20 protein-coding genes are annotated in these 26,629 nt (G+C 68.0%); 2 read left to right on the top strand and 18 right to left on the bottom strand.

The window, feature by feature from the left end:
- On the bottom strand, nucleotides 1-12,990 hold a 12,990-nt coding region (locus tag KDH83_RS00005), incomplete at its 3' end, for a LysM peptidoglycan-binding domain-containing protein (protein WP_212311983.1).
- 561 nt (nucleotides 12,991-13,551) lie between these two features.
- On the opposite strand from KDH83_RS00005, the gene KDH83_RS00010 reads away from it, so the two are divergent.
- Complete coding sequence (locus tag KDH83_RS00010; protein WP_212311984.1) at nucleotides 13,552-14,115, top strand: tetratricopeptide repeat protein; 564 nt, start codon at nucleotides 13,552-13,554, stop codon at nucleotides 14,113-14,115.
- Between the two features lie 7 nt (nucleotides 14,116-14,122).
- Entirely contained in the window at nucleotides 14,123-14,509 is a 387-nt protein-coding gene (locus tag KDH83_RS00015; protein WP_212311985.1) for a hypothetical protein, read from the top strand.
- 18 nt (nucleotides 14,510-14,527) lie between these two features.
- On the opposite strand, the gene KDH83_RS00020 is transcribed toward KDH83_RS00015, so the two are convergent.
- The 17 genes from KDH83_RS00020 to KDH83_RS00100 are packed head-to-tail and all read right to left on the bottom strand — an operon-like array spanning nucleotide 14,528 to nucleotide 26,624.
- Nucleotides 14,528-15,640, bottom strand: a complete 1,113-nt coding sequence (locus KDH83_RS00020; protein WP_212311986.1) for a hypothetical protein — start codon at nucleotides 15,638-15,640, stop codon at nucleotides 14,528-14,530.
- A gap of 59 nt (nucleotides 15,641-15,699) precedes the next feature.
- Nucleotides 15,700-16,479 carry a sigma-70 family RNA polymerase sigma factor gene (locus KDH83_RS00025; RefSeq protein ID WP_212311987.1) on the bottom strand — a complete coding sequence of 260 codons (780 nt, stop codon included), beginning with the start codon at nucleotides 16,477-16,479 and terminating at the stop codon, nucleotides 15,700-15,702.
- Nucleotides 16,480-16,487: 8 nt separating this feature from the next.
- Entirely contained in the window at nucleotides 16,488-17,249 is a 762-nt protein-coding gene (gene fliP / locus KDH83_RS00030) for a flagellar type III secretion system pore protein FliP (protein WP_212311988.1), read from the bottom strand.
- On the bottom strand, nucleotides 17,246-17,572 hold the full coding sequence (locus KDH83_RS00035) for a flagellar biosynthetic protein FliO (RefSeq protein WP_212311989.1): 327 nt from the start codon (nucleotides 17,570-17,572) through the stop codon (nucleotides 17,246-17,248). Before KDH83_RS00035 ends, fliP begins: the two co-directional genes overlap by 4 nt.
- The gene (locus KDH83_RS00040; protein ID WP_249204708.1) at nucleotides 17,569-17,916 is read right to left on the bottom strand and encodes a FliM/FliN family flagellar motor switch protein; all 348 of its coding nucleotides are present in this window, start codon (nucleotides 17,914-17,916) and stop codon (nucleotides 17,569-17,571) included. The genes KDH83_RS00035 and KDH83_RS00040 overlap by 4 nt, the downstream gene beginning before the upstream one ends.
- A 46-nt stretch (nucleotides 17,917-17,962) precedes the next feature.
- Nucleotides 17,963-18,724 carry a FliM/FliN family flagellar motor C-terminal domain-containing protein gene (locus KDH83_RS00045; protein ID WP_212311991.1) on the bottom strand — a complete coding sequence of 254 codons (762 nt, stop codon included), beginning with the start codon at nucleotides 18,722-18,724 and terminating at the stop codon, nucleotides 17,963-17,965.
- The gene (locus tag KDH83_RS00050) at nucleotides 18,724-19,920 is read right to left on the bottom strand and encodes a flagellar hook-basal body complex protein (protein WP_212311993.1); all 1,197 of its coding nucleotides are present in this window, start codon (nucleotides 19,918-19,920) and stop codon (nucleotides 18,724-18,726) included. The genes KDH83_RS00045 and KDH83_RS00050 overlap by 1 nt, the downstream gene beginning before the upstream one ends.
- 11 nt (nucleotides 19,921-19,931) lie before the next feature.
- A complete protein-coding gene (locus KDH83_RS00055; RefSeq protein WP_212311995.1) occupies nucleotides 19,932-20,321 on the bottom strand; it encodes a flagellar hook capping FlgD N-terminal domain-containing protein in 390 nt (129 codons plus the stop codon).
- Nucleotides 20,322-20,327: 6 nt separating this feature from the next.
- Entirely contained in the window at nucleotides 20,328-21,008 is a 681-nt protein-coding gene (locus KDH83_RS00060; RefSeq protein ID WP_212311997.1) for a hypothetical protein, read from the bottom strand.
- The gene (locus KDH83_RS00065) at nucleotides 21,005-21,460 is read right to left on the bottom strand and encodes a flagellar FliJ family protein (RefSeq protein ID WP_212311998.1); all 456 of its coding nucleotides are present in this window, start codon (nucleotides 21,458-21,460) and stop codon (nucleotides 21,005-21,007) included. Before KDH83_RS00065 ends, KDH83_RS00060 begins: the two co-directional genes overlap by 4 nt.
- Nucleotides 21,457-22,794 (bottom strand): FliI/YscN family ATPase, encoded by a 1,338-nt coding sequence (locus KDH83_RS00070; protein WP_212311999.1) that lies wholly within the window; start codon nucleotides 22,792-22,794, stop codon nucleotides 21,457-21,459. The genes KDH83_RS00065 and KDH83_RS00070 overlap by 4 nt, the downstream gene beginning before the upstream one ends.
- On the bottom strand, nucleotides 22,791-23,552 hold the full coding sequence (locus tag KDH83_RS00075; RefSeq protein ID WP_212312000.1) for a FliH/SctL family protein: 762 nt from the start codon (nucleotides 23,550-23,552) through the stop codon (nucleotides 22,791-22,793). Before KDH83_RS00075 ends, KDH83_RS00070 begins: the two co-directional genes overlap by 4 nt.
- Complete coding sequence (locus KDH83_RS00080; protein ID WP_212312001.1) at nucleotides 23,549-24,070, bottom strand: hypothetical protein; 522 nt, start codon at nucleotides 24,068-24,070, stop codon at nucleotides 23,549-23,551. Before KDH83_RS00080 ends, KDH83_RS00075 begins: the two co-directional genes overlap by 4 nt.
- Complete coding sequence (fliF, locus tag KDH83_RS00085) at nucleotides 24,070-25,497, bottom strand: flagellar basal-body MS-ring/collar protein FliF (protein ID WP_212312002.1); 1,428 nt, start codon at nucleotides 25,495-25,497, stop codon at nucleotides 24,070-24,072. The genes KDH83_RS00080 and fliF overlap by 1 nt, the downstream gene beginning before the upstream one ends.
- 16 nt (nucleotides 25,498-25,513) lie before the next feature.
- Nucleotides 25,514-25,810 carry a flagellar hook-basal body complex protein FliE gene (fliE, locus tag KDH83_RS00090; RefSeq protein WP_212312003.1) on the bottom strand — a complete coding sequence of 99 codons (297 nt, stop codon included), beginning with the start codon at nucleotides 25,808-25,810 and terminating at the stop codon, nucleotides 25,514-25,516.
- The gene (gene flgC, locus KDH83_RS00095; protein WP_212312004.1) at nucleotides 25,807-26,244 is read right to left on the bottom strand and encodes a flagellar basal body rod protein FlgC; all 438 of its coding nucleotides are present in this window, start codon (nucleotides 26,242-26,244) and stop codon (nucleotides 25,807-25,809) included. The genes fliE and flgC overlap by 4 nt, the downstream gene beginning before the upstream one ends.
- A gap of 2 nt (nucleotides 26,245-26,246) precedes the next feature.
- Nucleotides 26,247-26,624: a flagellar basal body protein gene (locus KDH83_RS00100; protein WP_212312006.1), complete on the bottom strand. Its 378-nt coding sequence runs from the start codon at nucleotides 26,622-26,624 to the stop codon at nucleotides 26,247-26,249.
- Nucleotides 26,625-26,629: the final 5 nt, after the last annotated feature.

Genomic DNA, 26,629 nt, shown 5'->3' on the forward strand with positions numbered 1-26,629 from the left:
ATCCGCCTCCGGCACCGGCATCGTCGGCTGCGTATCACCGATCAGCTTGCCCGGGTCATACGGCTTGAAGGTCTTGTAGTCGTTATGGTTGCCCGACACCCGGTTCGGGATCGTCACCGTCGCCCCAACCCTCAGGTCGCGGTCGCTGGCAAGACCATTGGCCTCGGCCACCAGGAACCACAGGCGGCTGTCGCCATAGGCTTGCTGTGCGATGGTCTGCAGCGTGTCGCCCGGCTGGATCCGGTACGAGCCCGGGCTGGCCTGCGGGTTGCCGCCGTCGATGGGACGGAAGGACGGCGAGAAGTCGTCCGCGCCCACCGTCGGGCCTGTCGTGCCCAGCAGCTCGCCGTTGACGATCAAGGAACGCGTGGTCTTGCCGTCCTGCACGCGTTGCAGGATCTTGCCGCTGGTGTCGTTCACCAGCGTCTGGTTCTTGCTACCGTCCTTGGTGTCGACCACGCCCACCAGGTTGCCGTTGACGTCGTACTGGTACGTGGTCTGGCCCGGATCCAGCTCCGTGCTGGTGCCCGACAGCGTGGCCTCGCGGTAGCCTTCGTAGCGCGCGTGCGTGTAGTTGTAGATGTTCGTGTACGCCGTGCCCTCGTACATGTCCATGCGGTACTGCGTCACGTTGCCCGCCTGGTCGTAGCCGCTGTAGGTCACGTTGTGGCTGCTCGACAGACCCGCGTTGGTCATCTTGACGAAGCGCGTGTTGTACAGCCGGCCGGCGCCGTCGTACATGTTGCGGCGCTGCTCGTTGGCCAGGCCCGAACGATCGAAGAACGCCTTGCCCAGCGAGCCGTCGATGCCGCTCCAGACCACGCGGTCGGCGCCGTCGTAGTAGCGGTAGTCCAGCAGGTTGCCGTCGCGCCGCTGCGTGACCAGCCGGTTCAGGATGTCGTAGGTATAGGTCTCGGTGGTGAAGCCGGCCGCGGTGCTGCCGTCGCCGTAGACGACCTTGTCCCAGTACGTGTCGCTCAGGCGGTTGCCGTTGGCGTCGTAGGTCAGCCGGTGGCCCTGGCCCGCGCTCAGGTCCAGGTTGGCGTTGACGGCCTCCACCGTGGTCTGGCGGTTCATGGCGTCGTAGCCGTACCAGTAGTCGCGGTTGCGCCAGGTGTCGGACGCGTCGGTGTACTGGGTCTGGACGCGCTTGCGGTTGCCGTTGGCGTCGTAGTCGATGTTCTGGCGCAGGTAGCCGTCGGACACTTCGCGCAGGCGGCCCAGCGCGTCGTAGGCCATGATGTTGTTCTGGTAGACCCGGCCGCCCTGCTCGGTGCGCTCGCGCACCTTGTTGCCGGCATGGTCGTACGAGAAGTCCGTGATCTTGCCCAGCGCCGCATCGTAGATGCGCGTGACCTGGCCTGCGGCGTCGTAGGTGTAGTTCAGGTTCTGGCCGCGCGTATTGGTCTGCTGCAGCAGCTGGCGGGCATTGTCATAGGCGTAGTAGTACTTGGCGCCGCCGATGTCGGTATGGCCGACCAGCTTGCCGAAGTAGTCGTAGGCCCAGGTCGAGGCGTTGCCGTTGGCGTCGGCCTCGAAGGTCTTGTTGCCGCGTGCGTCGTAGGCGGTGCGCAGCTCGGTGGACATGCCCGGTTTGCGCACGCCGGTGACGTTGCCGCGCAGGTCGTAGCGGAAGTAGACCGTGTCGCCCGCGCCGTTGGTGGAACTGAGCTTGTTGCCCAGCTCGTCGTAGCGCACGCTCTCGATGACGGTCTTCTGGCCGGTGGCGACCAGGTTCATGATGTCCTGCACGCTGTAGCGCGTCAGCGCGGCGTGCGACGTCAGCGTCAGGCGTCCCAGCCAGTCATAGGTGTAGGACGTGACGTTGCCCAGCGCATCGGTCCAGCTGATCTTGTCGCCGAAACCGTTGTAGCCGTAGCGGTAGACGCCGCCGTCGGCGTGCCGCTCGACGATGCGCTTGCCGCCGGCGTCGTACTCCATGCCGGTCAGGTTGCCGTTGCCGTCGCGCGTGGCGACGTTGTTGCCCTGCGCGTCGTAGTACAGGTAGGTGGCCGGTCCGGCGCCCGCAGCGCCATCGGCGCTGGGTCGGATTTCCGAGGTGATCTGGTTGGCCGCGTTGTAGGTGTAGCGGGTGATCCAGTAGGGCGAGCGCGGATCGGACACCGTCAGCACGTTGCCCCAGCGGTCGTAGGTCCGCTCCACCGTGGGGCGGCTGGTGATGGCGCCGCCGTTCGGGCCGGACGTGCCCCACGACGCCACCACGCCCAGAATGCCGGAAACGTTGGTGCTGATGGGCTGCGGATAGCTGCCCGTGGTGCTGCTCAGGGAATAGCTGGTCGGACGGCCCGGGATGGTGTAGCCCGCCACATAGGTGGCGGTGGTGTGCGACATGCCGGGACGCGGCGTGACGGCGTTCACCCAGACCTGCTCGTAGCGGGTCTCCTGGCGATATTCGGTCTTCCAATAGCCGGGCGTGCCGCCTTCGCCGCCCTCGCCGCCCTCGCCACCGTTGCCGGTCGGCGGCACCCAGACCTGATAGGGCACGGACACCGTATAGCTGCGGGTGTAGTAATAGCCCGGCGTGGTGGCGCCTTGCGAGATCACGCCGATGCGGTGCTTGCTGGGCTCGGACGCGCCGGTGGGCGTGAACAGCAGGTCGAACTCGTAGTTGCCAGCGGGCAGCGTGCCCAGGCGGACCCAATAGGTCATGACGGTCGTCGAACCGCCCTCGCCGCCGCCCTCGCCGCCTTCCCCGGTTCCGGGCGTGCCGACCGGACCGAACGGCGTGCTGGTCGGGCTTTGGTTCAAGCCCACGGTCGACCAGGCCTGCGTGCCTTGCAACCGGTACCTGAGCACCGCCGTGCCGCTCAGGTTGCTGCGATCGGTCGTGGTCCAGGAAATGCCGGTGCTGCCCGTGTCCAGCGTCAGGCCCTCCGCGATCGGCGGAATGCCGACCGGCGGCACCCAACGCGGCGGCACCGCGGCCTCCTTGTTGATGAAGCCCGTGGCATGCGCGTAGGCCGCGCCTGAACTGCGGTCGATCAGCAGCAATTCATACTCGAACTGGCCGGCGCCCATGCCGACCCAGTCCACGCCATCATGACCCGAGCTGCGCGCGGATACCGGCAGCTGGACCCAGGCGCCGCCCGGCGAGCGGTAGCGGAACTGCGCATCCACGCCCGCGCCGAACGAGGGCCAGCTGAACACGTCGTGGCCGACGGCACCGAAACCCATGGCGCTGCTGATCGAGGACAGGCTGGGCGCCGCCAGGGCCAGCGTGCCGGAACCCGTGACCTTGGTCATGCCATCGCGGGCGATCTGCGATACCCGATACTCGTAGTTGCCCACGGCCAGCCCTTCCGCGTCATAGCGCAAGGTGTTGCCGTAGTTCACCAGCCCCACTTCGCTCCAGCCGCCGTTGGGCACGCGGATTTCCAGCCTGACCTTGACGCCCGGATCGACCGGCGCGGCGATGTCGATGAAGTTGCCGGTATTGCCGAAGGTGCCCTGCTGGTTGATGACGGTCTGCCAGGTACCGCTGGTGTCCTTCTTGTAGACCGTCATGGCGACCACCCGGGTGACGCCGCCGTCGGTGGTGTTCATGGCGGCGCCGTCCCAGCTGAACGTCACGCCGGTCTGCGCCGCGCCGGCCAGGTAGTTCTGCGTGAGGGTCCGGCGCGTGCCGCCGGCGCTCTGGTAGGTCATGACGACGCGCACGTCGCCGTCGCCCAGGCCGGCCAGGCTGGTCCAGCCGAGCTGCACGGTGTTGGTGCCGCGCCAGGCGGGCGTGCCGGGATCGTTGGGATCCGTGCCGCCTTCGCCGCCCTCGCCGCCATTCTCACCGCCGCCGGGCTTGGGAATGTAATAGAGCGTGGCGGAGGAGGCGATGGTGGCGTAGGTATAGTCCCGGTTGACCGTGACCCCGCCCTCGTACACCGTGCGCGCGGGCGCCATGGTCTTGAGCGCGTTGCCTAGCAGGTCGTAGACCGTATCCTCGCGCCGCAGGTTGCCCATGGCGGACGCCTGCTGGATGGAGCCGATGGCCGCGAGGTTGACGTTGCCCCCGCCGGCGCCCGCGCTGGTCATGCTGGCGGTGGCCTTGCCCTGCAGGTTGTAGAGCGTGACCTGGTCCTTGCCGTCCTTGGCGTTGGTCCGCACCAGATTGCCGGCGTTGTCGTACTGGAAATACTCCTGGCGGCCGCCGTTGACGCCACGGCGCACCATCTCGCCAAAGGCGTTGTACTCGGTGACGGTATCCGACCAGCCGGCTTCCTGCTGCGACACGTCGACGATGCCGGAACCGTTGGCCTGGGCGTTGCTGCCTTCCCACTTGCTGACCCAGTTGCCGGCCGCGTCCTGCTGCCACACGCGGATGTAGCTCAGCTGGGCAATGCCGCCCACGGCCACCCTGCGCTCGCTCCAGCTGATCGACACGCCAGATGCGGCCGACGCCGCGCCGAAATCGACGGTGCGGCTGGTCGCCACGCCGGGGGAGCCATAAGTGATGGTGGTGCCGCCGGTGGACACGCCGCCCTCTCCGGTCTCGCCGCCTTCATTGGCGACCGTCTCGCTGTACTGCGTGTTGAGGGTGGTGTAGTACACCTGCACCCGCACCAGGCCGCCGCTGGCATCGATCAGCGAGGACCAGTTCAGATTGATGGTATTGGTGCCGCTGACGACATACTTTTCCCAATGGCGGAATTCCTTGGTCGCCGACGACCAACTGGTCTGGACCCCGCTCTTGAGCACGGCCGTCGACGCCGGATCGATCACCCGCGTCTGATGCCCCAGCTTGTCGTACTGGAAGGCCTGGAACCAGGTCTTGACGCTGCCGTCGTTGCCCGTGACGCCACGCCATTGCTTGGCCAGCTGGCCGGCGGCGTTGTACGAGTAGTTGGTGCGCGCGCCATTGGCGTCTATAGTCTGGATCTTGTTGCCGCGGCTGTCGTAGGCGGCAAAGGTGTAGCGATTGTCGCCGCTGGATGTTTCGGTGTATCCCGCCTCGGACGCTTGCGGCGTGCCGTTGGCGTACTGGATGGTGCGGATGATGTTGCCGACCGCGTCGCGGTAGAACACGGTCAACGGTGCGTACGAGGCGCCGGACGCGTTCAGGCGCGCCGCCTCGGTCACCGCCTTCACCCGGCCCAGGGCGTCGTAATAGGTGTAGGACGTGCCGCCCTTGGCGTCCGTCACGCGCGTCTGGTTGCCCAGCACGTCGTAGCCATAGGTCGTCTTCAGGTCGCCGCGCTGCGAGGTACCGTTGGACTGGCTGCTGTACTCCACGTTGACGCGGGTCTCGGACAGCTTCCTGCCCAGGGCGTCGAAGGCATAGGTCACCAGGCGGTCGTTGGCGTTCGCCACCGGCAGCGCGTAGCCTTGCGCGTTCCAGACGTTGGTGGCCGTGGCGTAATCGCGCACCGAGGTCTTGTTGCCCATTCCGTCATAGGACGAGACCGTCACATAACCCAGGGCATCGACCCGCGCGACCATGTTGCCGACACGATCGTAGTGCTGGGTCGTGTTCGCCCAGACCTGCGAGACGGGATTGACCAGTTCGCGGATCGCCACCGCCTGACCGAAAGCATCGTATTCGGTGCGCACCAGCTTGTTGCTGGTGAAGTACTGCGCCCCGGCCGCGGCCGACGAATCGTAGGCGTAGATCTGCGACTGGCTCACCTCCACCGCGCGGCCCAGCTTGTCGTAGGCGGTCACTTCGCCGCGATCGCCGCCATGATCCAGGCCGGCCGCGTTGACGGCGGCGGCCACGGCTTCCGCCGTGATGCCGGTGTAGCCATTGGCCGTCAATCCCGTCTTGACCGCGTAGCGCAGGCGCAGCGTGACATCGCCCATGGCGTTGCGGTCGTACTCGGTGACATAGCCTTCGGCATCGACCTCGTACTTCAGCGCGCCGGTCTTGTCATAGACCTTGTAGCTGATCGATCCCGCCACGTCCCGGCCCGCCACCGCATTGCCGAACGCGTCGAACAGGACGTCCGATGTCAGCGAGATGGGCGCGGTTTCCTTGCGCGCGGCGACACCGCTGGCGCCATTGGCCAGCAAGTTGTCGGCCGCAGCGTCGTACAGGCTGACCGGCGCGAAGATGGTCCGCACCTGGCGGCCCGCCGCATCGTAGACATAGCGCGTGGTGCGGGCCTCGGGCTGGCCGTCCGCCTCGGTGCGCGACAACAGATTGCCCAGGGCGTCATAGACATTGCGGGTCACCAGCGAGACGGAGCGATGGGCGCCGACGGTCATGTTGCCATCGGCGGTCCAGCCCGTCTCCAGCGAACCGATCTGCGGCGTGCGCTCGACCAGCAGGCGGCCGGCCGCGTCGTACTCATAGGACCAGGGTTCGCCCGCCTTGTTGACGAAGCGGATCTTGTTGCCCACCCCGTCATAGGTATACGACTCGGACTTGCCCAGCGTATCGGTGACGCCCAGGAGACGGCCGGCCGCGTCGAACACATAGCTGTCGACCCGGTCGCGCGCGTTGTCGGCTGACAAGGCGGCGGCCACGCCGGCGGCCGAGGGCGTGCCGCCCAGCAGCACGCCGTTGGCGTAGCGGCGGCTGCTCACCACGTTGCCGCGCGTGTCGTAGCTCAGCTGCGTGACAAAGCCCGCCGCGTCGATCTTGTATACGGGCAGGCCCGCCGCGCCGAAGACGCTGCGGCTGCTGCGGTCCTGCGAGTCCACGCCCGGCAGGCGCGCGGTCAGCGCCGCCAGGCTCAACTGGCCCGGCGCGGCGCCGCCCAGCGCGTCGCCCGGCATCGGCCTGGCGTACTGGTAGGTTTCCAGCAGATTGCCAACGGCGTCATAGGTATTGCGCACCACGCCCATCAGGGCATCGACCACCAGCACGGCCCGGTTGGCCGCGTCGAAGGCGGTGGTGGTGACCCGGTCCTGGGCATTGGACACCAGGGCCGCCAGGATGGCGCCGCCCTCGCGCGGCACCGTGGCGCCCAGGCGGGTCGCGTAGCGGATCACCTGCACGGCGTTGCCATTGGCGTCCAGCACCTTGCTCGTGACCGCGCCCGTGGGATCCACGGAGGCGATCTGGCGATGCGCGCCGTCGTAGACCCAGTCGGTGGCCCGGTCTTTCAGGCTGCCCTGCACCGAGCGCGGATCGCCGCCGGCCGCCACGGGCGTGGCGTACTGGATCTGCCGCAGCAGGTTGCCGGCGGCGTCATAGATGTTCTCGGTCACCGCGCCCAGGCCGTTCATGACGTGAGTCAGCCGGCCGATGCCGTCGTAGGCGTTCAAGCTGCGCTGATCGCGCGCGGCATCGGCCACGCCCGCCAGCGCCGCGTCGATGGCCGCCGCCGTCAGCGCCACGTTGGCCGGCACCCGCGCGGCGTAGGCAATCCGTTCCACCACCTTGCCATTGGCGTCGTAGCGCTGGCGCACCACGGCGCCGGTGCCGTCCACCTGCAGGATGGCATGTCCAAACGCGTCGTAGACCGCGCGCTGGCGCTGGTCATAGGCGATATCCACCGCCGGCGCGGCCGGCATCTTGGCCGCGCCCACGCTGGCGGCCGCCAGGCGGTTGGCATAGGCGATGCGTTCGCTCAGATTGCCGGCGGCGTCGTACTTGTAGGTCACGACCGAGCCCAGCGCGTCCACCGTCATCGCCAGCCGCGAGTCGGCGCCGTAGTAACGGTACTCGGCCAAGTCCGACGGCTGCGGCGACAACAGCGCCCGCACTTGCGCCTCGCTGGCCGGCGATCCCAGCCCCGCCGTCGCCACCCGCGTGGCGTAACCGATGGACGCCGTCAGGCGGCCGGCGGCGTCATAGCGGCTCTCGCTCACCGCGCCGTCGGGATTGACCTGCAGGATGATCCGACCCGCCGCATCCAGCACGTAGCGCGTGGTGTTGCCGTTGCCGTCCACGGCGGCAACCAGCCGGTTGGCGCTGTCGTACACGCGCGAGACCGTGATGTCGCCCGCCGCCGCCGGCACGCTGGCCGGATTGCTGCCCGGCGCCAGGCGCGTGGCGTAGCGGATCTGCGTCAGCAGGTTGCCGGACGCGTCATAGGTGTTCCTGGTAACGGCGCCGGTGCCGTCCATGACATAAATGAGCCGGCCCGCGGCGTCATGGACGTTGACGGCGAGCTGGTCGCGCGCAGGATCGGCCAGCGGCGCCAGCGCGGCGGTGATCGCCGCCTCCGTCATCGCCGTGCCGGCCGGAATGCGGGCCGCGTAGGCAACGCGCTCGATCACGTTGCCGTTGCCGTCGTAGCGCTGCCGCACCACGCCACCCAGGGCATCCACCTGGAAGACCGCGCGGTCCAGCGCGTCGTAGACCGTGCGCTGGCGCTGGTCGTAGACGGGGTTGGGCTGCGGCGGCGCCGGCATCTGCGCGGCGCCTATGCTGGCGGCGGGCAGGCGGGTGGCGTAGGCGATGCGCTCGGTCACGTTGCCGTTGCCGTCATAGGCATAGCTGACCACGTCGCCCGTGCCGCTGACCGTCATCGCCAGGCGGCCGCCAGCGGTGTAGTAGCGGTATTCCGAGACGTCGGCGGAGTTTGGCTTGAGCAGGCCGCGCAGCTCGAAATCGCTGACGGTGAGCGCCCCCTTCAGATCCACGGGCGTGGCGTAGGCCACCGTCCCGATCACCTGGCCGGCGGCGTCATAGCGGGTCTGGACCACATAGCCCGCCCCGTTGACCGTCATCGTCGGCCGGCCTCTGTCGTCGTAGGTCTGATAGGTGCGCGTGCCGTCCGCGGCCACCCTGGCTTCGACACGATCGTTCAGGTCGTACACATAGCGCGTGACCAGCGCCAGTCCAGCCGGATCCAGCGTCTCGCTATCGCGCCGGCCCAGACTGTCATAGCTGTATCGGGTCACCACGCCATTGGCCGCCGTGACCGTCAGCTGCTGGCCGGCCTCGTTGTAGCTGTAGCGGGTGGTCAGCTTCAGGCCCGTCGCGTCCTCGGTGGAGGACAGCACGCGGCCGGCCTTGTCGAACGTCACCAGGGTCTGGCGGCCGCCCGGCTCTATCGTCTGGTACTGGCGGCCGAACGCGTCGTAGCGATACTCCGTTAGCAGCTTCTGTCCGTCCGGATCCACCAGGCGGCTCAGGCGCCGGCCCAGGGCATCATAGGTATAGCTGGTCTTGACCCCGCGCGCGTCCACGGTCTCGATCAGACGCTGCAGCTTGTCGTAGCGGTTGGCGACCGTCACGCCGCCGTCCTCGGTGCGCACCAGGCTGCCGTCCGCGTTGTACGCATGACGCGTCACGTTGCCATTGCCGTCGCGCAGCTCCACCGTCTGCCCGAAGGCGTTGTGGATGGTCGTCACCGAGACGCCGTCCGGCGTCGTCATGGTCACGCTGCGGTTCTGTGCGTCGTAGGCGTAGGTGGTGCGTCGGCCCAGCTCGTCGATGCGCCAGAGCACATTGTCGAAGGCGTCGTAGGCGGTCTTCTCCCAGCGCCCCACGCCGTAAGACAACACCTGCCGGCCACGTTTGTCGTATTCGAACTTGGTTGAGTTGCCTCCGCCGTCGCGCGACTCGATCACTCGGCCGAATACGTCATAGAGGCTCGTGGTCTTGCGGCCATATGCGCCCGCGTCCTCCTTCAGTAAGGTCAACCGGCCCAACCGGTCGTACTCCCGCGTATCCGTGCGATTCTTCGTGCCATCAATCCGGGTAATGCGCTGGATCTCGTTGCCGAAAGCGTCATAGCTGCGCTGTATCAGGCCGCCCGCGCCGTCGGTTTCACTCTGCACGCGCCCATCGATGGTGTACGTATAGGTCGCGCGAATGTCCACATTGGCATTGCTGGCGGCGGCCAGTGCGAGCTTGAGCGCATCGTTGATCGGGCCGCCGTTCAGGCCCTGCGTATTGATGGGCGCGCCGTAGCGCACCGTCTCGACCAGCTGGCCCAGGTTGTCGTATACGTTCTCCTGCACATAGCCCAGAGCATTGATGGTGTGCGTGACCCGGCCGTTGGCGTCGAAGTAGTACAGCGTGCGCTGACCCGCGCCGTCCACCATCGAGGTGCGCCGTCCCACCGCGTCATAGGTGTACGAGGTGCCATAGGTCCGCCAGATATCATCGATCTGCGCCTGCGTCTGGTTGCCGTCTATCCTGGCTGCGCCTTCTCCGGACAGCTCGCCGATCAAGCGGCCTTGCAGGTCGTAGCGCGACAACACGCCGCGCGAGGTCGAGGTTCCGGCGGCACGGACCATCGACGTCATGCGGCCCATCTCGTCATAGACGTACAGCGTGAGCGCGCCTTCGGCATTGCGCTCTGACGAGACCTTGTCCAGCCGCGTATAGGCATAGGTCCAGACCTGGTCCTGCGCGCTGGTCGCCGGCCGCATCTTGGCAATATCGGGCGAGTACTTCACCGGCATGGTCGAGCCGGTATTGGCGCCGGTCAGCGACGTGGCATAGCGCACCTTGGTCGTCAGGTTGCCGCTCGCGTCGTAGACGAATTCGGTCAGATAGCCTTCGCCGTCCAGCGTGCCGGTCAGGCGGCCCAGGCCGTTGTAGAACTTGTATTCGACGATGTCCCAAAATGACTCCGCCGGCTTGACAGAGGCGAAGCTCGGGTTGGAAAGGATGCCCGTCACGCGGTTGGAATAGGCGATCTTCCGCACCTCGCGCCCGGCGGCGTCGTACACGTACTCGGTGAGCGCGCCTTCGGCGTCCAGACGGCCTCGCACCTTGCCGTCATCGGTATAGAAGGTATACGAGTGACGGTCGGCGTTCGAAATCGCCACCGTCGCATCCTGAGGCCGTACGGGCTTGGCGACATTCCAGGTCGTCATGCGCTGCGCGTAACCGATTTCCTCGACCAGCCTGCCCAGGCCGTCGTAGCGAAACTCGGTGATGGCATTGGTCGCGTCGATCCGCTTGGCCAGCTTGTTCGACGCATCGTAGAGATTCCAGACCGTGGCGATTGTGCCGCTGGGGGCCACGTTCCCCACCTTGGGCGTCAACGGCTTGCCTTGGGCGTCCACCAGATAGGACAGGTTTGGCTTGCTGGAATAGACCCGTGTCTGCCAAAGCAGGCCCGCCGAGTTGTAGACGTACTCGGTCAAGGCGCCGCCGGCATCCACCTCGCCGGACTTTCGGCCCGCCGCGTCGTACAGGATGAACTGCCGTCCGCCCGACGGGTCCGTGGTCATCACCAACCGGCCCGCCGCATCATAGGCGTAGCGCGTCTCCCCTAGGCTCAGCCCGGCCGGCCCCTGGTTGAACTGGCTGATCTTCTGGCCGGCCTTGTCATAGACCGACACCACGCTCAGGCCATTGGCCTGCGTCAGCGTGACGCGGTTGCCCGCGTCGTCGTACTGCGTCAGCGCGGTATTGCCCTGCGCGTCCTGCACCGACAACACCCGTCCCAGCCCGTCATAGACATAGCTGGTCGCGCCGCCATTGGGCGACACAGTAGTCAGCAGCCGCCCCGACTGGTCGTAGACATAGCGCGTCAGGACTTGCGTGCCGTCAAGTATGCCGTCGCCGCTGGCGCTGACGGCCTGATAGGCGATGGTCTGCTGCAGCTGGCCCCGGTAGTCGTACACCGAATCCACCCGCGATACCTGGCTCATGTCCGCCGCGGCGGCCCAGGCCTGCATCACGGCTTCCGTCGGCACGTCCGTGGCCGCCAGCGTGCGCAGCGGATAAGGGCTGCCGGCATAGGTCAATGTCGCAACCCGCTCGCCATAAGCGTTGTAGCGGTGCTCGGTGACGTTTCCGGCGGGATTGAGCTGGAACCGCAGCCGGCCCGCGGCATCATAGACGTTGCGCGTGATCAATTCCCCCCGCGCCGCGCCACCCGCCTGGGTCATCGGAATCGTGTACGCGTTCTCGATCAGGAGCCGGTTATTGCTGTCGAAAACTCGCGACATGACATTGCCGACTGAGTCCTGCCAGCTGACTTGATTCCCGCTGGCGTCGTAGCCCATATTGACGGTATAGCCGCCTGGATGGACGATACGCGTCGTCCTGCCATTGCCGGATATCGTATACAGGGTGGTCTGACTGACGCCGTCAACCGCCGGCGTCGTCACCGACTTCAGATTGCCGTTTCCATCGCTTTCATAGGCGGTGAGATTGCCCAGCGGATCGATCACCGACGTACGCGTGCCGTTGTACTGATACCGGGTCACTCGCCCCAGCGCGTCGGTCACATGCGAGACCTTGTAGGTATTGCCATCCTTGACGTACAGGAACGACAACTGGGTGCCGTCCGTCTGCGATACCGAGGCCAGGCGGTCGCTGTCGCCGTCGTAGGTATAGAAGGTCTGGAACACCTTGCCGTCGGCAATGGAGTTGTCCTGAGGCGTCAGGTCCACCGACACCGCCGACAGACGGCCCAGGCTGTCGTAGCCATAGCGCACCCGCGTCTGAATCACCTGCACGCCGTTTTCCACGGTGGCGGTGCGCACCTGCGTGAGATTCAGCCCGGCGTAGTCGTAGAACGTGATGCCGCCGCTCGCATCGGTCACGCTGGAAAGCTTGCCGTTGGCGCCATAGGCGTAGCTGCGCGTGTTGCCGCTCGTGTCCGTCGAACTCAGCAAGCGCAACGAGCCGCTGCCCTCGTAGCGCTCGATCAGGCCTGTCGCGCCGTCCTTCCATACATATTGGTTCTTTTGCGCGTCGTATTGGATCGTGTCATACGCCCCCGTACCGGTGAATGACAGATATCCCGAGGGAAGCTGACTGTAGCCGTAGCCGAATCCCTGCTCCGAACCATCCTCGTCGATGCGCGTGATCGACCCCGAGGGATTGTTGATCGGACCGTTGATACGCAATCGCTTGAGCGCGGCCCCCACCGCCCAGGCGTCCTCATGACCCAGCTTGCCCTGGCTGTTGTAGGTGCGCACGGAACCGTATATCGATCCATGTCCGGCCAACTGGTCGTCCACGTTGCGAAACACCAGATTGCCCGTCGCGATGTTGACGTACACCTGCTCCGAACTTCTGCCCAGGGCGGCATCGCCGAATACGCCCCTATCGCCCAGCGTCGCCAGCGAACTCAGATTAAGCCCCAGCGTGTTTCCACTTACGATCGCGACCATGTTCAGGCAACCCTCAGAGTGTTTTTGCGCACCGCCCCGAAATATCGAGGGCGTACTATCCGTGCTCAACTTCTCCCTCCGGGACCTCGCCGGTTTAGCGGCAGCGGCTTGCCGCGGGTCAAACGGGTAGCAGATCCGGATGCCAGGAATAGCCGCCCTAAACCGAACCTTCCCCATTAGGACAAGTTCGAATAGGCCCCACTTGACGGGTCCAATCCTCACGGCGTGCCGATGGCCGAGCCGTACCCGATTCCGGAGCACCCATGAGCCAGACTTTCGCCGTCGCGCCGCAATCTTCCGCAGGCGTCGCCGCGAAGGTCGCTGTTTGAACGCGATGACGCGCTTGCTCTGTCCTCCGAACCCGAGAAGCGCGGTGGTACCCTTGGTGCATGATCCTCGCGCGGCAGAAGCTGGCGACCGCCATGGCCTGCCGATCGAAGCGCGCAAGACCCGCCGGGCTGAGCTCCCCGCTTCGTCTCCCGGTTGTGGGAAAACAGGTTCACGCCATGCCGTTGTCCACGCGGCCCGCCGTCAGATTCCCGGTTCCGCCGTCCTTTCGACATGACCACACCCACAGACCGCCCGCTCTATCTCGACCACTACGTCCAGGCGCTGGAAGACGGCGACAGCGAGGCTGCGCTGCGCATCCTGAGACAAGCCTGTACCGATCATCCCGGATCCGGCACGGTGCATGCCCTGCTGGCGGCCCAGCACATGCACGCGGGCGAGGTCGATGCCGCGGAGGCGGCGTTTATTCGCGCCCTGGCTCTCGATCCGGAATTGAATACCGCCAGGTTCCAGCTGGGCCTGCTGCAATTCACCAGCGCGCGGCCACAGACCGCGTTCCAGACCTGGGCGCCGCTCGAAACGCTGGGGGAATCGCACTACCTGGTGTGCTTCAAGCGCGCCTTCGCCGCGCTGGCCATGGACGGCTTCGACGATGCCCTGTTCCTCATCGAACAGGGCATTTCGCACAATGACGAGAACGTACCCTTGAACCAGGACATGGGCATGGTGGCCGCGCATATCCGGACGCAACGCGGCGACGCCGCGGCCGATTCCGCGGCCCCGCAGAACGAAGCCGCCGCCCAATTCGTGCTGGCTTCCTACAAGCAGAACCTGTAGGCCCCTCATGATCGACGGCATTGGGCGCCTGGCCCAGCTCATCCAGCAGCGCACGCTCGCGGGCGGCCGGACAGGCAAGACAGGAATGACCGGCAAGGCGTCCAACGCGGCCAAACCCACCAAGACGGCGGAGCCGCCGGTCTTCACGGCCTTGCTGACGCGGGTATCGGCACTGGACCGCGACGACCCCGACCGCGAGCGCAAGGCTTTCCGCTATTTCCTGGAGGCGGCCCTGCTGTCCGAACTGGGCGCGGGGCTGATCAACGATCCGAAGTTCCATCAGCTGGTGGACATCGTCCAGCAGCGGATGCAGGCGCAACCGGATCTGCTGGCCGCCAGCCAGAAAGCGGCGCGCCTGCTGCTCGCGATGCCCCGGGAAGCCCAGCCGGGCTGAGCCGGCCGCGCGGCGCGTCTAGTTCGACACCCAGTCCAGCAGCGAACGGCCGTCCGGGGCTTGCGCGCCGCGCAGCGCGCGCTCGGCCAGGCGCTGGAACGCTTCGGGATGCTGCAGCGCGCCGCTGCGCGCGGCCTGCGCATAACGGGCCGACAGGGAGGCCGGGTCCAGCCGCAGTGCCAGCTCGATGTGATGATCGGCCTGTTCCGCCCGCCCCGCCAGCGCATGCGTGATGGCGACGCCGCCATGGCTTTCGCCGAAGTTGCGGTCCAGCGCCAGCGCGCTCTCGAATGCGGCCGATGCAGCGGCCAGGTCTCCCTGCAACAACTGCGCCCAGCCCAATCCGTGCCAGCTGCCGATGTGCGCGGGCATGAGCGCCGTGGCGCGCTGAAAGGCATCGATGGCTGCCTGCGGCTGTCGCAGCAGGAGCCGGGCGATACCCGCCGACGACCACACGCGCCCTTCGGCCGGCCGGCGCTGCAACACAGCGTTCAGGTCGGCCAGCGCGCTCACGGGATCCTGGGCCGCCAGCGCCGGCGCGCCGCGCGCCGCCAGGGCCTCGCCGCAGCCCGGCGCGCCCGCCAGCGCAACCGTCACCCAGCGCCGCGCGGCCGCGAAGTCGCCCGCGTCCACGGCCATCAGGCTCAGCACGCCCGCCGCTTCCGGCTGGCCTTCCAGCGGTTGCGCGCTGGCCCACGCCAGCCCTTCGGTCAGGCGCCGCTGGAAATGCAGGGTGCGCAGCCGATAGGCCCAGGCATGCGGCGGCAGACGGCCGCCCGCCAGCAACTCGGACCAGACCGCCTCGGCCGCGTCGTGCTCCCCGGCGCAATGCAACAGCGTGGCCAGGGTGGCCTGCAAATCCGCGTCGTCCGGAAACCGCTGGCACAGCGCCCGCTGCGCGGCCAGCGCCTCGGGCCAGCGGCCCTGGGCCGCCAGCAGCGCCGCCTGTCGGTGCGACAGATAGGCCGCGTCTCCATCCACGGCCCTGGCCTGGTCCAGATAAGCCTGGGCCCGCTCCAGATAGCCCAGCTCCAGCGCCAGCTCGAACGCCTGCATCGCGAGCGGCGCGTTGGCGGGATCCTGGCGCAGGTAGGCGTCATAGCGGTCCAGGCGTTCGGAAGAGGTCGACATGTTCAGGGCTCCTTTGCTGCGGGATTCATTCTTGGAAGAGCGTAGCGCCAATCTCGGCTTCAGAAGTCGGCGGCGGACTGCCTGAGCTTGCCGAGTTCCTGTCTCAGCATGTCCAGGGCGCGCTTGTGCAGCTGGGAAATGCGGCCCTTGGTCAGGCCCATCTCCGCCGCGATATCCTGGAACGGCACGTCCTGCATGTAGTGCGAACGCACGATATGACGTTCCCGCTCGGGCAGCGCGGCGACCAGCGCCAACACGCGGTCGCGCAGCTGCCTGAGCTCCACCTGCTCATAGGCGCCCAGGCCGCGCGCGGCCTCGGCGCTTTCCCATTCGATCAGGCCGGACCCTTCCAGCAGCACGCCCAGCGCCACGCCCACGCCAGCGGCCGCCAGCCTTCGGAACAGCGCCTCGGTCGACTCCTCGGCGCCATCGGGCGCGTCATCCTCGGCCAGCGAGGCGACGCGCTCGCCGGTAGCGGTCATGCGCCGCTGGATGGACAGCTGCTGCTGGCGCTCGGTGAGCTTCTCCAGGCCATTGAGAATGGACCCGGTCATGCGGGTGGTGGCATAGGTCTTGAACGATGCGCCCAGGCCAGGCTGATAGCGGTCGACGCACTCCATCAGGCCGAGCGAGGCGTACTGCATATAGTCGTCGAACTCGAAATCCTGACCGCCACGCCGCGAGTACATGCGCGCCGCGATCGCGCGCGCATAGGGCAGATAACGCGACACCAGGCGGTCCCGCAACGCCTGTGTCGGTTGCTCCCGGTAGGAGAACCAGAGCATGTCCTCTTCGGGAAGCACGGGCCATTCCGGCTCTTGCACAGCTGCGATCATCATGGCCGGCCTCAATGGAAGGAACCGATGGTGGAGCGCAGGACCAGTCCCCAGCCGTCTATCAGCACGAACAGCAGGATCTTGATCGGCAGCGAGACCGTGACGGGCGGCATCATCATCATGCCCAGGCCCATCAGCACGCTCGATACGATCAGGTCGATCAGCAGGAACGGCAGGAAAATGACAAAGCCGATCTGGAACGCGACGCGCAGCTCCGACAGCATGAACGCGGGGATCAGCTGGACGTTGCCGACCTCCTCGAGCGTGGCCGGTTTGGGCGCGCCCGACAGTTCCAGCATCAGCGCCAGGTCTTCCTCGCGCGTATGCCTGGCCATGAACGCCCGCAAGGGCCGGGCGCCGCGCTCGTAGGCCTCTTCGACGGAGATGCTGCCTTGCATGAACGGCTGCAGCGCATCCCGGTTCAGTTCATTCATGACCGGCGACATCACGAACAGCGTCAGGAACAGGGCCAGGCCCAGCAGCGCGGCGTTGGGCGGCGTTTCCTGCATGCCGAATCCGTGCCTCAACATGGACAGCACGATGATGATGCGCAGGAACGCCGTCGTGCACACCAGCAGGGCCGGCAACAGGCTGAGCGCGGTCAGGCCGAGGGCGATGCGCAAGGCGCTGGCCGTCGCGGGCGCGTCGGCGCCCGCCAGTTCGCCCATGCCCAACGAGGCGCCAGCTGCGCCCGCCGCCACCGCCTGCCACGGCGCCAGCCATGCCAGCAGGCCCAGCGTCGCCAGGACCGGGCCGAGCGCGGCGCGCCTCATTGCCCGCTCCCCGGCGCGCCGGCATCGGCCGGCGCGCGCGCGATCTCGCGGGCTCCGGACTCGCTGACAGACAGCAGGATGCGCTGGCCGCCGAACTCGACGACCTCCAGCGCCACGCGCTGGCTGAGCCGGGCGCCACCCAGGCGTCTCACCGGCGCATCCGTCCGCCGGCGTCCGCCTTGCGGCCCCGGGCGCCGGCGCCACCAGAAAACCGCGGCGCAGGCGAGCAGGGCCAGCACAACGGCCAGCGCCCACGACCAGGACTGCAACGCGGTGCTCGCGGCCCGATCCTGCCCCCAGGCCAGGGGCGTATCGGCGTTCATGCGAGCGAACGCAGGTCCAGCGGCAATTCGGTCACGCGGATGCCGAAATGATCGCCCACTGCGACCAGCTCTCCGCGCGCGACCACGCTGCCCTCCAGCAACAGGTCCACCGGCTGGTCGACCCGTCGGTCCAGCGCGAAGACCTGCGCGCTCTTGGCATTGATCAGGTCGCCGACGGTCAGCTCGACCTCGCCGACACGCACCGACAGCGTCGCCTTCACGCTGTGGATCGGGTTGAGATTGCGGATAGCCAGCGCGGTTTGCTCCGCCTGGATATCCGCGCCTTCGGGAAAATCGACCGCTTGGGCCATTGCGCCGGCAATGTCCGTATGGGGATGAGTCAAGTCCGTACTCCTAGGCACTTCTTTTAATAATCGGACCAGACGACGCTCATGGCGCCGCGCGGTCCAGCCGGATGGCCTTGTGGGGCCCAATCTTTGCCAGATGCACCTCGGCGACCGCCGTGGCGTCCTGCGCCCGCAGCATCGCGGGCTCCTCCAATCCATGGTCCAGGGCAACCACGTCGCCGATGGACAGCGAACACAGGCCACCGATCTCCAGCCGAACCGGCCGCAGCGTCACGTTCAGCCTGACGGCACGCCGGCCGATGGCCTGCTGCAACGGCGCCAGCGGTCCGCCTTCCCGCCGACCGCGCCCGGCCAGCCGTTGCGCCGCCCCGGCGCTCAACGCCAGCGGCAACCTGGCCAGGCCCAGCCGGACGGACAGCATCAAGCCGCCTCGCGCAACGCCGCCGGGCAACGCGCAAGGCGTGGCCTCGATGGCATGCCACGCATGCGCCTGGCGCAGCGCCTCGGCCAGCGCCAATGCCGCGCGCCGGCCAGCGCCGGCCAGCATCGCCCCGCCGGAACGCGCGACGACATCGCCCTCGGCCTCGCCGCACAACGCCGCGCCCAGCGCGCGGGCCGCGACGTCGGAATGCCCCATCCATGCGCCGCCCTGGTCCGCGCCATCGGACAGCACCAGCCAGACCGGATCCGTCGAGGGACGCGTGTCGAAGGCTTCAGGTTCGACGCGCAGGGCCGCGAAGTCGGCCCCCCATTGCCCGCACCAGTCCCGCAGCGATTCCCGCAACGCGTCGGCCACGCGTCCGCTCTCCTGGCCGGTCCACCATCCGATGCTCCAGGCCGTCATCAGCGCCGCCCCTTCAGATCGAACAGGGACTGGATCAGATCGTTGGCCGTGGATACGGCCTGCGACGAAGCCTGATAGCCGCGCTGCATCACCACCAGATCGCTGAATTCCTGCGACAGGTCCACGTTGGAACCTTCGACGCGCCCCGTCAGCAGGCGTCCGAATCCGGGCAGGCGCGGGTTGCCCAGCATGCGCGCGGCCTCGTCCCTGAGCACGAACTGGCTGGCGCCCATCGGAGACAAGGCGTCATCCGAACCGAAACGCGCGAGCGCGATGCGGCTGCCCTGCCGGGATTGGCCATTTGAATAGCTGACGGACAGCACTCCGGAACCGTCGAAGGTGATGCCGGTGGCCGTGCCTGCCGCGTAGCCGTCCTGGTTCGAGACCGTCAGCGTGGACGTGGTCCCGGACGCGAACGCCGTCACGCCCTCGCTGAAATCCAGCTCGATCGGCTGCGCGTCCAGCGCAGGCAGGCTGTAGATGATGGAGATCCTGGACGCGGCCGGATCGATCCGGCCGTCCTTGAAGGCCAGGGTCCCTTCCCCCAGCTTGTTCGGCCCGTCTTCGACCGTCACTTTCCAGGTGCCCGGCCTGGTTGCGCCCGTATTGACGAAAGACACCTTCAGCAGATGCTCCGCGCCGCTGCGGTCGTAGACCTTGACGGCGTTGAGCTGATGATCCGTGCCGGTCGACGACAGGTAGCCGTTGAAGCGGATGCGCGATGTGGAATTGGCTGGGGACGTGGTCAGTCCCGCCGTGGAGATCTCGCCCAGCGGCCCCTCGCCATTGCGACCCGTGCCCAGGACCGTCGCGCGGTCGCTCTTGTTGCGCAGCACGCCATCATCGCCGAAGTCGAACTGGGCGGCGCGCGTGTAGCGCACTTCGCCATCGGGCATGCGCAGCATGAAGTAGCCGGCGCCGTCCAGCGCCATGTCCAGGCCGCTGCCGGTCTGCCGGGCTTCGCCCGGACTGAAATCCATGCGCGTCGCGTACGTGTCCACGCCGGCGCCGCCGCCCGCGTCGGGGCCGCTCCAGCCCTTGCTGTAGGGCGCGTAGGCGTTGAACTGCTCTTCAAACAGGACTTGCGATTTCTTGAAGCCGGGCGTGTTCATGTTCGCCACGTTGTTGCTGATGGTCTTCAGTCCCTTGGAGAATCCGTTCATGCCTGAAAGACTCAACCAGATGCTATCCAGCATGGCGCGCTCCTTCAGCGTATGGCCGATACCGAACCGAGGCTCACGTCATTGACGACAGAGCCGCTGGATGTCCGGATGCTGAGCGTCGGCGTGCCCGATGCCAGGCTGAGCGCCGTCACGGTGCCGGTGATGCTGCCCGTGGGCGACTGGGCGTCCACCGTCTTGCCGATCAGGCCCACGGACTGCAACGTGGACTGGAGCGTGACCAGCTGGTCCAGCTTGGCGTAGGTCTGGCGGCTCTGCTCCAGCGATGAGAACTGGGCGATCTGCCCGATGAAATCCTGGTTCTCCATGGGTTTGAGCGGGTTCTGGTTGGTGAGCTGGGCCAGCAGCACCTTGAGCAGGTCCTGCATGCCCAGCTGGGTCGAGGCGGAAGCCGCGGCGGTCGAATCGATGGCCATGAAGCGTTACTCCGGCGTAGCGGTTGAAGGAGAGTCCGGGCCGCCCAGCAGCGGACGGCCGTTGAGATAGAGCGACGCCAGATCGCGCGCCCCGCCCTGCATGCCTTCGGCGATGGCCATGGCGAGATGCCGGGCTTGAAGGCTGTTCATCGCGGCGTCGCGGATCCATACCGAAACGCCCTGCTCGTCGTGCTGCGCGTGAACGGACTGCTTGCGCGGCCGGCGCGCCTGCGCGGCGCCCGCCCATCCGGCGGCCGCGGCGGGCTCCGCCGAAATCGGCGACACGGCCCTCGGCCGCGCGGATACCGGCGTTGCGTCAATGCCGGGCCCGCCCGCGTATGCCGGCCGAACCTCGATATCGCCGCGGCCGCCGGCGATCCTCGCCGGCGCCGCGGATTCGATCCCCTGCCGCAACGCGGCGGGCGTGTCGCGCCACGCCCCTGCCTGCCCGGCCGTGTCGGCGGGCCGCGCCAGTTCCGCAGGGGCGACCGACGGCCGCGCGGCGCATGGATCCGCGCTCCCTTGCCGTTCGCCACCCGGCGTCAGATTGCGTCCGCCCAGCCAGTCGCGCGCCTGGGCCTGTTCCATGGCCTGGCGCCATCCCTCCTGCGACGCAGGCAACCCTCGGTCGCCCCGTGCCGACACCGGACTCTGCGCGCCAGCGGACGCGTACTCGGGAACGGTCATGAACGATTTCTCCCTGTGGGCCAGGCCGCGTCGGCCTGGCGCTGGTCCGCGCGCGCCGCGTCAAGATCGAATTCGCGCCGCGCCTGCGTCTTGTGCCGATCCACGATCTCGGTGCGCCGGTGCGCCTGCAACAGGTCGTCGCGACAGCGTTCGACCTCCGCGCGCAGCGCGTCGGCCTGGGTACGAGCCTGCTCCCATCGCCCCCGCATGGCCGCGAGCGCTTCGCGCACGGCGATATGCCGGGCCGGATCGAAACCCGCCGCGCCAGCGTTCGCGGCCGCCCAATCCGCATGGCCCTGGCCCAGCGCGAGGCGCAGCCGGTCTCGTATCGCGGCCTGTTCGTCCAGCCTGTCTTGTGCCCGCGCCAGATCCAGGCGCGCCTGCTCCAGGCGATGGCCGTACAGCGATTCCAGTGCGGCCAGCGGATAGCGGAAACGCGAAGTCGCGGTCATACCCCCTCCTCCTCCTGCCGGCCGAGAATGGCCGCCAGCGCCGTGTATGCCTGCGCCCTGGGCTCCGGCGCGTCGGCATCCTGACGCAGCCACGAGTCCAACCTCGGCGCCATCGCCAACGCCGCGTCCAGGGCGGGATTGGCGCCCGACTGATAGGCGCCGATATCGACCATCTGGCGGTTTCTTTCCAGCAAGGCCAGGCTCGCGGATGCCTGCCGCATCAGCTCCCGCTCCTGACGCGTGGTCAGTTCGGTCACCAGGCGGCTGGCGCTGCGCAGCACGTCGATGGCCGGATAGTGGCCGCGATGCGCCAGGTCCCGGCTCAGCACGATATGGCCGTCCAGCGTGGCCCTCAGGCTGTCGGCGATGGGTTCGTTGAAATCGTCCCCCTCGACCAGCACGGTGAACACCGCGCTGATGGATCCGCCGGCTTCCACCCGGCCGCAGCGCTCGCACAGCTCCGGAATCTCGGAGAACACGGTGGGCGTGTAGCCCCGCGCCGTCGGCGGCTCGCCCGCCGCCAGCCCGATCTCGCGCCGCGCCATGGCATAGCGCGTGACGGAATCCATCGTCAGGAACACATCGCGGCCCTGGTCCCGAAAATATTCGGAGATCGCGAGCGCGGCATAGGTCGCCCGGGCCCGCATCAGGGCGGGTTCGTCCGACGTGGCGACGACCACCACGGAACGCGCCAGCGCGTCCGGACCGAGCTGGCGTTCGATGAAGTCACGCACCTCGCGACCTCGCTCGCCGATCAGCGCGATGACGTTCACATCCGCGCGCACGCCTCGCGCCAACATGCCCAGCAAGGTGCTCTTGCCCACGCCGCTGCCCGCGAAAATGCCGACGCGCTGCCCCTGCCCCAACGGCAGCAGGGCGTCGATCGCCCGCACCCCTGTTTCCAGCGGCGTATCGATCGGCTTGCGCCGCAGCGGATTGACCGGAGCGGGTTTCAGCGGAACCATGGCCTGCGCCGCGATGGGCGGCCCGTCGTCCAGCGCCGCGCCAAACGCATTCACCACGCGCCCCAGCAAGGCCGAACCGACCGGCACGCGATCGGAGACGCCGGCCGTGGTCACCCGGCTGCCGGCCGCCACGCCGTCCAGGCGGCCATAAGGCATCAGCACCACGCCGTCGGGCCGCACGCCGACGACCTCGGCCAGGATGCCTGCGCCGCCCGCCTGCGGCGAGATGCGGCATAGTTCACCCAGGCTGGCGTCCGGACCCGAGCAGGTCACCGCCAGCCCGGACACCTGGCGCACCGCGCCGTCGCGCGCATACAGCGCGGCCGTCTCGATCGCCCGCAGGCAGGCGGACAGGGCCTGGGCCGTCATGGCGTCGCCTCGTGCGCGCGATACGCCTGCGACAGGGCTTCGCCCAGCGCCGCGACTTGCCGTTGCAAGCGCGCGTCCAGGTTGCCGGCCTCCGTCTGCAAGACGCAGCCGCCCTGGATCGTGGCATCGGCCACCCACATGACCTCGGCGGCCTGCGGCGCCAGCGCGGCCGGGTCTATGCCCGCCTCTTTCAGCAGCGTCAGATCCGCCGGCGCCAGTTTCACGCGCACCTGCCCCGGATGCCTGAGCTGGCTGCTGGCCTGGCGCACCAAGGCCATCACCCGCTCAGCATCCGGACGCACTCCCAGAATGCGGACCAGCGCCGCGAGCGCCAGCTCCAGCGCCGCGTCCAGGGTCGCTTCCTGCTCGCATCGCAAGGTCTCAAGCAGGGCATCCATGACGTCCTGGAACCGGGCCTGCTGCGCCTGCCGCCCCTCCTCGGCCTGCGCCCGGGCCTGGGCCAGGCCTTCTTCCCGGCCGGCCCGCAAGCCTTCTTCCCACGCCGCCTTGCGGGCTTGCTCCGCTTCCGCCTGCACCATGCGCTGCGCCAAGGCCAGGCTGCGCTGCTCGATCTCGGCTTCGCTCAGGGCCGCCACGGACGCCGGGCTGGCGGGCGTCTCATCCGCCCGCGTTTCATCCGGGCGCGACGGCGCCGCTTCCTGCATGGACGCCGCCGGGCGCGGCACGGCTCGCGTCGAGCCGACCAAGCGGGAAGCCGGCGCGATCGGCGCTTGACGCAGAATGGGCGCCGTTTTCATGGCGCGCTCCCGCCGCGCCGGAAGAACTGCCACTTGACGGTCTGCCGACGACCGGAAGACGCCTGCCGCGCCTGCAGGCGCGCCTCCAGCTCTTGCACCAGCGCCAGTTCCAGCGCCGGGGCGGGATCCAGGGTGCGGATCAACGCCTCGATGTTCCTGGCCCGGCCCGGCCCGCACAGCGCCATCACGCCACCGAGCCACGGCCAGCGATTTCGCCGGAGGATACGGGCGGCCACCGCGTCGGGCTCGCCGCGCAACTGCGCCCAGACGTCTTCCGCCCCTGCCTGCAACAGGCTCGTGGAGGGCTGGCCGCCCTGCGCGCCATCATTCATGGCCTCGCGCTCGCGCACCAATTGCGTGATCAAGCCGGGATCCGCGGGAATGCCGGTGCGCCGCAGCTCGGTCAACAGCTCGGCAAGCGGCCCACGCTGCGCATCGGGCAGGCGCGACAGCAGCCAGGCGCGGTCACGATCCGCGACGGCGTGCAGGGCCAATGCGCTCAGACGCAAGCCGTCCATCAGGACTTCTCCGCGTCGGCCGGCTGACGCGCCGGCTCCAGCCAGCCACGCAACTGCTGCAACAGCGCATCGCGCTGCTCGGCCGACAGCCGCGCGGACTGCGGCCGCCGCCGGCTGGCCAGCAAGGCCAGCGCGACCAACACGCCGCCGATCGCCAACAGCAGGGCAATGGCCAGGCGGGGCGTCCATTCGAACTCGGTGCGGGGGGCAGCCAGCGGCGCGGCCTGCGCCACGGTCATACCCGCGTCCTGCGCCACCACGCCGCTGCGCGCGGCCACCTGCTCCGTGCTGTACACAATGACGGTGTCGCCTCGCTCCACCTGGGCGCCGGCGGCATTGCCGACCAGCGTGCGCAGGCGGTCCAGCGCAACGCCATCCATCGGACTGCGCACCACGGCGGTGACGCCCATCTTCATGATGACACCCGGCGTGGATACGATCTCCTCGACCTTCCTGCCCGCCTGATAGTCGATCTCGCTGTCGGCGCCGCCGCCGGCGCGGCGGCCGTTGTTCACGCCGGCGCCCGGCTCTCCTTCACGGTTGGAGCGACGCTCGCGCACGACCACGCCGGTGGGCTGGCCCTTGCCTGCCTGTGAATAGGGCAGCACGTCTTCCGTGGTGATGCGTATCCGGTCCATGTTGAGCAGCACGTCCACGCTGGCGACCACGGCGCCGGGTCCGAAAGTCTGGTCCAGCATGCCGGCGATCTTGCGCGTCAGGTATTCCTCGGTGGACCGCTTGAGCGCCAGCCGCGTGTCAGCCGAGGCCGCGGCGTCGTCGCCATCCGCCGAGGCGGTCAGGGCCACGCCATGTTGGTTGACGATGGTGACGTTGCGCGACTCGATGTCCGGGATGGACGCCGACACCAGCCGCTGCATGCCCAGCACCTGCTCCGGCGTCAGGTTGCGTCCGTCGCGCAGCGTCACCGCGATCGAGGCCGTCGGCACGCCCGCGCCGCGACGGAACAGGCCTTGCTCGGGCAAGGCGATCAGCACCCGCGCCGATTCGACGTTGGACAGTGACAGGATGGTGCGAGTGATCTCGCCTTGCAGGGCGCGCTGGTAGTTGATCCGCTGGGCAAACTCGGTCATGCCGAAATCGGCGTTGTTGAACAGCTCGAATCCCACCGTGCCGTGCAGCGGCAGATCCTGGCCCAACAGGCGCAGGCGGGTCTTGTGGACAAGCTCCTGCGGCACCAGGATGGTCGAGCCGTCCGCGTCCAGGCGATACGGGATCTTCTGCTTGTCCAGTTCCGCCAGCATGGTCGAGGCGTCCTGCGGCTTGACGCCAGAGAACAGGACCTGATAGCTGCCGCGCGTCAGCAGGTAGCCCGCCACCGCGACAGCGACGACGATCACCAAGGCCCCCAGGACCAGGGGATAGCGGCTGCGCCGGTCCAGGCGAGCCCAAAACTCCGTAATGAACATTTCCGATCAATCCCGTTCAGATCTGCATGCGCATGACTTCCTGATATGCGTCCAGCAGCCGGTTGCGTACTTGCAAGAAAAGCTGGAAGGAAGCCTTGGCCTCTTCCAGCCGGATCATCACGTGGTGCAGATCCTGCACCTCGCCCACCGCGAGCCGCTGCGCGTCTTCCTCCGTGCGCAGCAGCGCCCGGTTGACGTTGCGCAATCCCGCGCCGACCATGGCGTCGAAGGACGCGTCGCGCGGCGCGATGGCCGGCGCGACGGGCGCTTGCGCGGCGGCGGCCTGCAGCGCCTGGGCAGCTTGCGCGATCATGTCCGCCCTCCGATCTCCAGCGCCTTCAACGCCATGGTCTTGGCGGCGTTGAACGCGGCCACATCGGCCTCGTAGGCGCGACTCGCCACCATCATGATCATCATCTCGGTCAACGTGTCCACGCCCGGATAGGAGACATAGCCATCCCGGTCCGCCTGCGGATGACCCGGCTCATGCACGCGCCGGGCAGGCGCCCGATAGGGCGCGACGCTCAAGCCCTGGTTGACGGCCATGCCCTGCTCGACCAGGTCGCCGAAGCTGCGCACGCCATGGGCGGCGCGCGTGGTGGACATCACCCGCAGCGGCTGATACCCGGCGCCTTGCGGCGACAGCGGCGAATTGGCGTTGGCCAGGTTCAGGGCCGCCACGTCGACGCGCAGCTTTTCCGCGCTCATGCCGGCGGCGCTGATGGCGAATGCTCTTTGATAATCCATGATCAGCGCCGTCCGTCGTTCAAGGCCGTTTCCACCAGCGCGAGCTGGCCGCTCAGCGCCTTCACCAGCGCCTGGTAGTGCAGCGCATTGCGAGCAACGCCGGCCACTTCCTGATCGATGGCCACGGCGTTGGCGCCATATGGAGCGGCGCTGCGCGGCGACGCGCTGACCAGCCTGGGCGGCGCGAGATCGTGCGCCGCCAGCCTGCCACCACGCGCCAGCGCGGCCTGCGCGCCCGGCATCAAGCTTTCGAACTCGACCCGCTGCGGGACGTAGCCCGCGGTATGCGCATTGGCGATATTGGCCGCGCCCGCCCGATGCCGCAGGCTGGCGGCGTCGAGCGCGGCGCTCAGGGCGCTCAGGGTGACGGGATCTATCATGGGTA

The sequence above is a fragment of the Achromobacter sp. Marseille-Q0513 genome (genome assembly GCF_018195695.1).
Classification (GTDB): domain Bacteria; phylum Pseudomonadota; class Gammaproteobacteria; order Burkholderiales; family Burkholderiaceae_B; genus Achromobacter.

Coding starts and splice junctions, on each gene's coding strand:
- flgC (WP_212312004.1), bottom strand. CDS start 26,244: ATGGATTATCAAAGAGCATTCGCCATCAGCGCCGCCGGCATGAGCGCG.
- KDH83_RS00100 (WP_212312006.1), bottom strand. CDS start 26,624: ATGATAGATCCCGTCACCCTGAGCGCCCTGAGCGCCGCGCTCGACGCC.
- KDH83_RS00035 (WP_212311989.1), bottom strand. CDS start 17,572: ATGAACGCCGATACGCCCCTGGCCTGGGGGCAGGATCGGGCCGCGAGC.
- KDH83_RS00075 (WP_212312000.1), bottom strand. CDS start 23,552: ATGAAAACGGCGCCCATTCTGCGTCAAGCGCCGATCGCGCCGGCTTCC.
- KDH83_RS00045 (WP_212311991.1), bottom strand. CDS start 18,724: ATGACGGCCTGGAGCATCGGATGGTGGACCGGCCAGGAGAGCGGACGC.
- KDH83_RS00010 (WP_212311984.1), top strand. CDS start 13,552: ATGACCACACCCACAGACCGCCCGCTCTATCTCGACCACTACGTCCAG.
- KDH83_RS00070 (WP_212311999.1), bottom strand. CDS start 22,794: ATGACGGCCCAGGCCCTGTCCGCCTGCCTGCGGGCGATCGAGACGGCC.
- KDH83_RS00080 (WP_212312001.1), bottom strand. CDS start 24,070: ATGGACGGCTTGCGTCTGAGCGCATTGGCCCTGCACGCCGTCGCGGAT.
- KDH83_RS00050 (WP_212311993.1), bottom strand. CDS start 19,920: ATGCTGGATAGCATCTGGTTGAGTCTTTCAGGCATGAACGGATTCTCC.
- KDH83_RS00020 (WP_212311986.1), bottom strand. CDS start 15,640: ATGTCGACCTCTTCCGAACGCCTGGACCGCTATGACGCCTACCTGCGC.
- KDH83_RS00065 (WP_212311998.1), bottom strand. CDS start 21,460: ATGACCGCGACTTCGCGTTTCCGCTATCCGCTGGCCGCACTGGAATCG.
- KDH83_RS00025 (WP_212311987.1), bottom strand. CDS start 16,479: ATGATGATCGCAGCTGTGCAAGAGCCGGAATGGCCCGTGCTTCCCGAA.
- fliF (WP_212312002.1), bottom strand. CDS start 25,497: ATGTTCATTACGGAGTTTTGGGCTCGCCTGGACCGGCGCAGCCGCTAT.
- KDH83_RS00060 (WP_212311997.1), bottom strand. CDS start 21,008: ATGACCGTTCCCGAGTACGCGTCCGCTGGCGCGCAGAGTCCGGTGTCG.
- fliE (WP_212312003.1), bottom strand. CDS start 25,810: ATGATCGCGCAAGCTGCCCAGGCGCTGCAGGCCGCCGCCGCGCAAGCG.
- KDH83_RS00015 (WP_212311985.1), top strand. CDS start 14,123: ATGATCGACGGCATTGGGCGCCTGGCCCAGCTCATCCAGCAGCGCACG.
- fliP (WP_212311988.1), bottom strand. CDS start 17,249: ATGAGGCGCGCCGCGCTCGGCCCGGTCCTGGCGACGCTGGGCCTGCTG.
- KDH83_RS00055 (WP_212311995.1), bottom strand. CDS start 20,321: ATGGCCATCGATTCGACCGCCGCGGCTTCCGCCTCGACCCAGCTGGGC.